6 protein-coding genes are annotated in these 6641 nt (G+C 42.4%); all 6 read left to right on the forward strand.

All coding sequences use genetic code 11. The features are described from left to right. Positions 1-251 precede the first annotated feature (251 nt). On the forward strand, positions 252-2486 hold the full coding sequence (gene purL, locus VFM80_RS01355) for a phosphoribosylformylglycinamidine synthase subunit PurL (RefSeq protein ID WP_395068790.1): 2235 nt from the start codon (positions 252-254) through the stop codon (positions 2484-2486). Positions 2487-2994: 508 nt separating this feature from the next. Continuing rightward, complete coding sequence (locus tag VFM80_RS01360; protein WP_395068792.1) at positions 2995-3564, forward strand: hypothetical protein; 570 nt, start codon at positions 2995-2997, stop codon at positions 3562-3564. Between the two features lie 64 nt (positions 3565-3628). Then, the gene (locus tag VFM80_RS01365; RefSeq protein ID WP_395068794.1) at positions 3629-4348 is read left to right on the forward strand and encodes an SDR family oxidoreductase; all 720 of its coding nucleotides are present in this window, start codon (positions 3629-3631) and stop codon (positions 4346-4348) included. A gap of 166 nt (positions 4349-4514) precedes the next feature. Next, the gene (locus VFM80_RS01370) at positions 4515-4892 is read left to right on the forward strand and encodes a response regulator (RefSeq protein ID WP_395068796.1); all 378 of its coding nucleotides are present in this window, start codon (positions 4515-4517) and stop codon (positions 4890-4892) included. Positions 4893-4915: 23 nt separating this feature from the next. Beyond that, entirely contained in the window at positions 4916-6016 is a 1101-nt protein-coding gene (locus VFM80_RS01375) for a HEAT repeat domain-containing protein (protein WP_395068798.1), read from the forward strand. Beyond that, positions 6009-6641, forward strand: a 633-nt coding sequence (locus VFM80_RS01380; RefSeq protein ID WP_395068800.1) for a glycosyltransferase family 2 protein, incomplete at its 3' end; no start/stop codon positions are given. The genes VFM80_RS01375 and VFM80_RS01380, both read left to right, overlap by 8 nt.

A 6641-nucleotide genomic window follows, 5' to 3' on the forward strand; every position in this document is an offset into this window, starting at 1 on the left:
AGTAGGGGGCTCAAAAGCCAACTGGAAAGTAGCCTGGTTCACCAAAGCCCCAATTGATGAAGGCTGTAAACTCGCCAACCTAATATTCGATGATTTTGGGGATTTGCTGAAAGCGTTAGACATAAAGTAGGAGCGAATCCCATTTCATCATTGAACGAATAACGAATTTCCCTTCAATCCATTAGAGCCTTTTCTCAAATAATCGTACCTTTGATTTCCTCGAAACAAAAAAGCTCAATTACTCCATCGGAATGTCGAAACAAACTATTCAGGAACCGGAAGTTACACTTGAACTTGCCCTAGAACACGGCCTCAACGAAGAAGAATTTGAAATGATTAAATCACGGCTTGGCCGGGTGCCTACTTTTACCGAGCTGGGTGTGTATTCGGTGATGTGGAGTGAGCATTGTTCCTACAAGAACTCCATTGTAGAACTCAAGAAACTTCCTTCCGAAGGTGAAAACCTGTTGGTAGGAGCCGGGGAAGAAAATGCAGGTTTGGTTGATCTTGGTGACGGACTTGGTTGCGCCTTCAAGATCGAAAGCCACAATCATCCTTCAGCAATTGAGCCTTATCAGGGAGCTGCGACTGGGGTTGGCGGTATTCACCGCGATATTTTTACGATGGGAGCACGTCCTGTAGCTAGCTTGAATTCGCTTCGGTTCGGAAGCATGGAAAATCCGCGGGTTCGATATTTGTTAGATGGTGTGGTTCGTGGAATTGGCGATTATGGAAATTCATTCGGAGTGCCGGTCATTGCCGGAGAAGTTTGTTTTGATGAGAGCTACGAAGGCAATCCGCTGGTAAATGCCATGAGCATTGGACTGGTGAAAGAAGGAGAGACCGCTTCGGCTATTTCAAAAGGAATTGGAAATCCGGTGATCATTGTAGGGGCGAGTACAGGACGAGATGGAATTCACGGAGCAACTTTTGCCTCCGAAGAGATTAGTGAGGAAAGTGAAGCTAAACGACCCAGCGTTCAGGTGGGAGATCCATTCACTGAAAAACTATTGCTGGAAGCCAGCCTTGAAGTTTTGAAAACCGGAGCCGTGATCGGGATGCAGGATATGGGAGCCGCCGGAATTGCGTGCTCTACTTCCGAAATGACCGCCAAGGGTGGCGAGGGAATGAAAGTTGATCTCGACAAAGTGCCGGCACGGGAAGATGGAATGACGGCTTACGAATTGCTGCTTTCCGAAAGTCAGGAACGCATGCTGATCGTAGCAGAAAAAGGACGAGAGCAGGAAATTATCGATGTTTATGAAAAATGGGATCTGCACGGTGTAGTGATCGGAGAAGTTGTTGAAGGCGATAAAGTAACCTACTGGAAAGAAGGTGAGATCAAAGCTGAAATCCCGGCCGAGCATTTGGTGCTAGGCGGAGGGGCTCCTCAATATATTCGTGAAACTAAAAAACCTGCTTACCTGGATGAAGTTCAGAACTTCGACATAAACTCGGTCGATCATCCAGAAGATCACACCGAAACTCTTAAAAAATTATTGAACTCGCCAAACATTGCTTCCAAGCGATGGGTGCATGAACAGTACGATACCATGGTTCGCACCAATACGGTAACCGGTCCCGGCGCTTCTGATTCGGGCGTGATCCGCATCAAGGGAACCAAAAAGGGATTGGTAGCTAAAACCGATTGCAACGGCCGATATGTATATTTAAACCCCCGGAAAGGTGGACAAATTGCGGTGGCTGAATCGGCCCGAAATGTTGTTTGCTCCGGCGCAAAACCGATGGCCATCACCAACTGCCTGAACTTTGGAAATCCTTATAAGCCAGAAGTATACTGGACCTTCAAAGAAGCTTTGGGCGGAATGGGAGATGCTTGCAGAGCTTTGAATACGCCGGTAACGGGTGGAAACGTGAGTCTTTACAACGAAAATCCTAAAGGAGCAATATTTCCATCACCCATAATTGGTATGCTTGGGGTGATCGAAGATGTAGAGAAACACGTGACAACTCCGGCTTTTAAAAATGAAGGGGACGTTGTTCTCTACATTGGTGCCGACCGAAAAGGTCTGGGCGGTAGCGAATATCTGAAAACTGTGCACGGACTCACCACCGGAGATGCTCCTGAGATCGATCTGGATTTTGAAGTGAAGCTGCAGGAAGCTTTACTCACTGCTATTAAATTAGGGTTGGTCACTGCTGCACATGATCTTTCTGATGGCGGATTGGCAACTTCACTCACCGAAATGGCGATCTTTGGTAAGAAAGGTGCCGAGCTTTCTGTGGATACCTTGACAGGAACCCCACATGAAGTCTTATTTAGCGAGGCTCAATCCGGAGTGGTGATCACTATTGATGCCTTACAGCTCCAAAGAGTAAAACATCATTTCAAAGAGTCCGGCGTTCCGTTGTTTGAGTTGGGCGTGGTGAAAGGAGATAAGCTGGATATCAAAGATCTGCTTTCCATTGATGTGTCTGAATCTGGAGAGATCTATGAGGGTGTGATTCCGAAGGCGATGGCATAGGAAGACAGCTGAGCAAGTCCTATGCTCCTCCCCGGAAGTAACAGCGAGCTGTTCTCCTGTCCCTCCAAAGGGACATAGGAGTGAATATCGAGCAAAGAACATTGAATATCGAATATTGAAGTTCCCTGTTGTTTTATCCAAAGGATATCTTAAGTCTTTAGCGAGTCAATAATATCTTAATCTTGTAAAAAGCTTGCCGAGCGGTGACTTAAGATTGTATGCAAAGGTGAACCGGGTTACTTGAAATGGAAGTCAGAGACTTCCTGAGCATTAACTTTTCAGTCACCGCTTTGCTGAAGACTGAAAAGATCTAATGGATTGAGTTGTTTGAACTATTTAGAACTTGTCTCTCTTCGGAGAGAGACAGGATTTAGCTCCGCTATAATCCAGAGAGAGGAGCGTTGGTGGATTTCACAACCATATATTTTGCGGTTTTAAAAAATCTTTGTGAAACTTGGGACCAAAGCTCTGAGTAATGGATAGATAGCCATTAACCAATCACCCAATCATGAAATCACTTTCTACATATTGCCTTTCTTTACTTTTATTCATCATTCCACTTTTGATCTCAGGATGTCAGGAAAAGCAGCCTCAAGAACCGGTTGAAAAACAATTCACCAATGAACTAACCATTGAACCTGAAGCTTATTTTGATTTTTGGCTGGGCGGATGGGAAGTAACCTGGGAAGAAGCCAATGGTGCTACGGGTCGAGGTACAAACTTCATTGAAAAAACTCTTGATGGAAAAGTGATACAGGAAAACTTCCGCGTGAATGAAGGTCAAATGGAAGGATTCATGGGAACCAGCATTTCAGTCTATAATCCAAGAATGAATACCTGGAAACAAGCCTGGGCCGATAATCAGGGTGGATATTTTGACTTCACCGGAAAGATCGACGGAACCAATCGCATCTTTCAAACCGAAATTAGAGAGATTGGTTCAGATACCCTATTTACCCAGCGAATGGTGTTCTACGATATTACTTCAGATTCCTTGAAATGGGATTGGGAATCATCTGTTGATGGCGGGGAAACCTGGTCGCTGAATTGGCGGATCAACTACAGAAAAGTAGATTAACGGAACGAAAATTTTCTATGGAAGCTTTTATGCTGTGACTATTCATCAAGAAAGACGTTACATCATGAAAAGCAAAATTATACTCATCGTTGGAGGTTCCGGCGGTATAGGTTCAGCCACGGCTAAGAAGTTTGGAAAAGAAGGCGCTAAAGTAGTGTTGGCTGCCCGCAACAAAACTAAAGCAGAAGAAATAGCCAAAGAGATAAACGACAATGGAGGGGAAGCATTCGCCATCGAAACCGATGCCACTGATCCTACTACTGTGGAGCGAATGGCTTCAGAGATCGAAAATCAGTTAGGAAAAATAGACGTGCTTATCAATGCCTTCGGGCAGGGAATTATTCAGCCATTTATGGACATCGATCCCGCTGATGCTAAAGAAATTATTGATGTCAATGTATTTGGCACTTTTCTCGTCACCCAAACCGTGATGAAGCACATGAAAGAGGATGAGCCTACCTCGGTGGTGATGTTTCCCGGAACCATGGGCAAGTATGTGATGAAAAATGCATCCGTTTATGCGGCTTCCAAATTTGCTATTCAGGGGTTTGCAAAGGCATTGATAGAGGAGCAAAGAAGAGGAAAAACCAAATTCTCACTTCTTTACTTAGGTGGCGTGGATACTCCCTTTTGGGATGATGATCGTGTCAATATGAAGGTTAAAAAGGATATGATGCTCACAACCGAAGAAGTTGCTGATGCCGTTTTCTATGCGGTGAATCAACCTTCCGGATCTGTATTGAATGAAGTAGTTATACAGCCGGAGAGTCATCAGTTAGTTTAGCATTATATTTAAAGTCACTGAGTGACCTTTTTCTCAAACAATGTTACTTTTATTCCGGGATCATCCAATCGGATAGTTATTAGCAGGGAACATGCTATTAATATTTGATGGGTGTATATTCATTTTATATCATGAAGTACTGATAAATTAAAATGGAAGGACAAAAGTGATTCAGGAAGACCCGTTAATTCTTGTTGTTGAGGATACTGAAGTAATCTATGAACTGCTTTTATATAAGCTTAGAAAAGAGGGTTATAGAGTAGAGCATAGAGATAATGGTAAAGAAGGATTGAAAGCAGCAAGAGAGCTAATGCCCGACCTTGTTCTGTTGGATGTTATGCTGCCGAGCATGAATGGTTTTGAAGTTTTGAGAAATATTAAAGAGGATCCCGAAACCAAAGATATAAAGGTCATCATGCTTACGAGCAAAAATAGAGAAGAAGATATCCTTAAGGGCCATAAATTAGGCGCAGAGCGTTACATCGAAAAGCCATTCAAACCAAATGTGTTGATGCTTAGGATCGAGGAAGTCCTGAAGAGTTAATATCGTTTAGACTTTCCCCTCATATGGATATTTCCATTTATTTACTCATCATCGTTTCTTTGATCCTGCTGGGCTTAACCTTATTGCTTTTCTTAAGTTCGATAATTGTAAGGATCAGGCATAGCAGGTGGTCTAAAAAAGTGGATCAGTATAAAAAGAAAATGATGCCACATGTTATTCATTATTTGGAAGAGGGGGATGAGAAGGAAGTTGAAGCACAACTTAGTGGCTCCAAGCTTGAGTATTACGCTTTTGTAAAGATAGTGACTGAAATGCTTTCACAAGTTGAGGGGAATGATTCGGACAAACTGAAAGAATTATTATTCCTGGATCCCATTTTTGATCATTACTTTAAACTGCTTAATTCCAAGGATAATGTAGACCGTGTAAAGGCATGCAATTATTATAGTAATACTCGCTTAGTGAATTACAAGGTGATCAATAAGTTGAAAGATTATCTCAATTCCGGCAATCTGATGCTGGTTTTTTCGGCAGCTTCGGCACTGATGGGAAGCGAAGACGTAAAAATCAGAATACAGGCTTTACACAGTGTATCTAAACAAAAAAAGATCTCTGATATGGCTCTGCTGGAACTTTTCCACAAGTTTCATTCAGGTGAGGATGACCAAAACGAGTTAGAAGCTGAGGCTTTGAAGTCAATATTGGAGAATCCCGATATCCCGCCTGAAAACAGAGCACTTTTTATTTCTGGTATTACTGAAATAGGATATTATGCGTTAGTGAATTATTTACTGGACAGGCTTAAGGATCCCGGGTCCGAATGGGATCACCCGGAAATATTGCATGCTTTGATAAAAGCTCAGGGAGAATTCAATAACACTAACAGTGTAGATACTATCCGCCGGTATCTTAAACATGATTCACCGACAGTAATAGTGGGGGCGATAGAAGAGTTGAGCGATTACGGCAGTGATGAGGATACTCACGAATTTTACAGCTTGTTGCTTCATACGAATAATAAAGTGAGAAAAGCAGCGGTTTTCGCCCTGCTTAAAAATAATGAATTGGAATCTGATATAGTGGCCTCAGTTCCGGAAGCCATTCAAAAAGAAATTAGTAAGTTCATCATGATCTATAAACACGAAAGTCGTCAAAATGGCTGAGATAAGGGAAATATTACAGTCGGTTGTAAATTTTATGGAGCCTGTTGAATGGCTTTTCATAGGATATTTTTTAGCCGTGAACCTGACTTATATTCTGCTTGTTATCATTTCGTTTTTCTATATTCGCCATCAACAAAATTACTACCAGGTGTTTAACCTGAAAGGATTGTTCAATTCTGATCTCTATTCACCGGTAAGCATTCTGTCGCCCGCCTATAATGAAGAAGTTAATATCATTGCATCGGTAGAAGCCTTGCTGCAGCTTCATTTTTCTGATTTTGAAGTCATCGTCATTAATGATGGAAGTACGGACAATACATTACAATTACTGAAAGATCATTTTGAGCTTTATGAGGTTGATATCCCTGTTGAGCTTCCTATTCCGCATAAGCCCATTAAAAAAGTTTATCGGTCATCTATGTATCCGGAGTTGAAAGTGGTGGATAAAGAGAATGGCCGCAAAGCCGATGCTCTTAATGCAGGTATTAATGTTTCCTCTAAAGACCTGGTGTGCTCTATTGATGCAGACTCAATTCTGGAGCCGGATGTACTCATAAAGCTGCTAAAAGCTTTTATGGAAGAAGAAGGAGTGATTGCAGTTGGCGGGATCGTAAGAATTGCGAAT

Origin of the sequence: Gracilimonas sp., from assembly GCF_035704785.1 — a bacterium.
In the GTDB taxonomy this organism is placed as follows: domain Bacteria; phylum Bacteroidota; class Rhodothermia; order Balneolales; family Balneolaceae; genus Gracilimonas.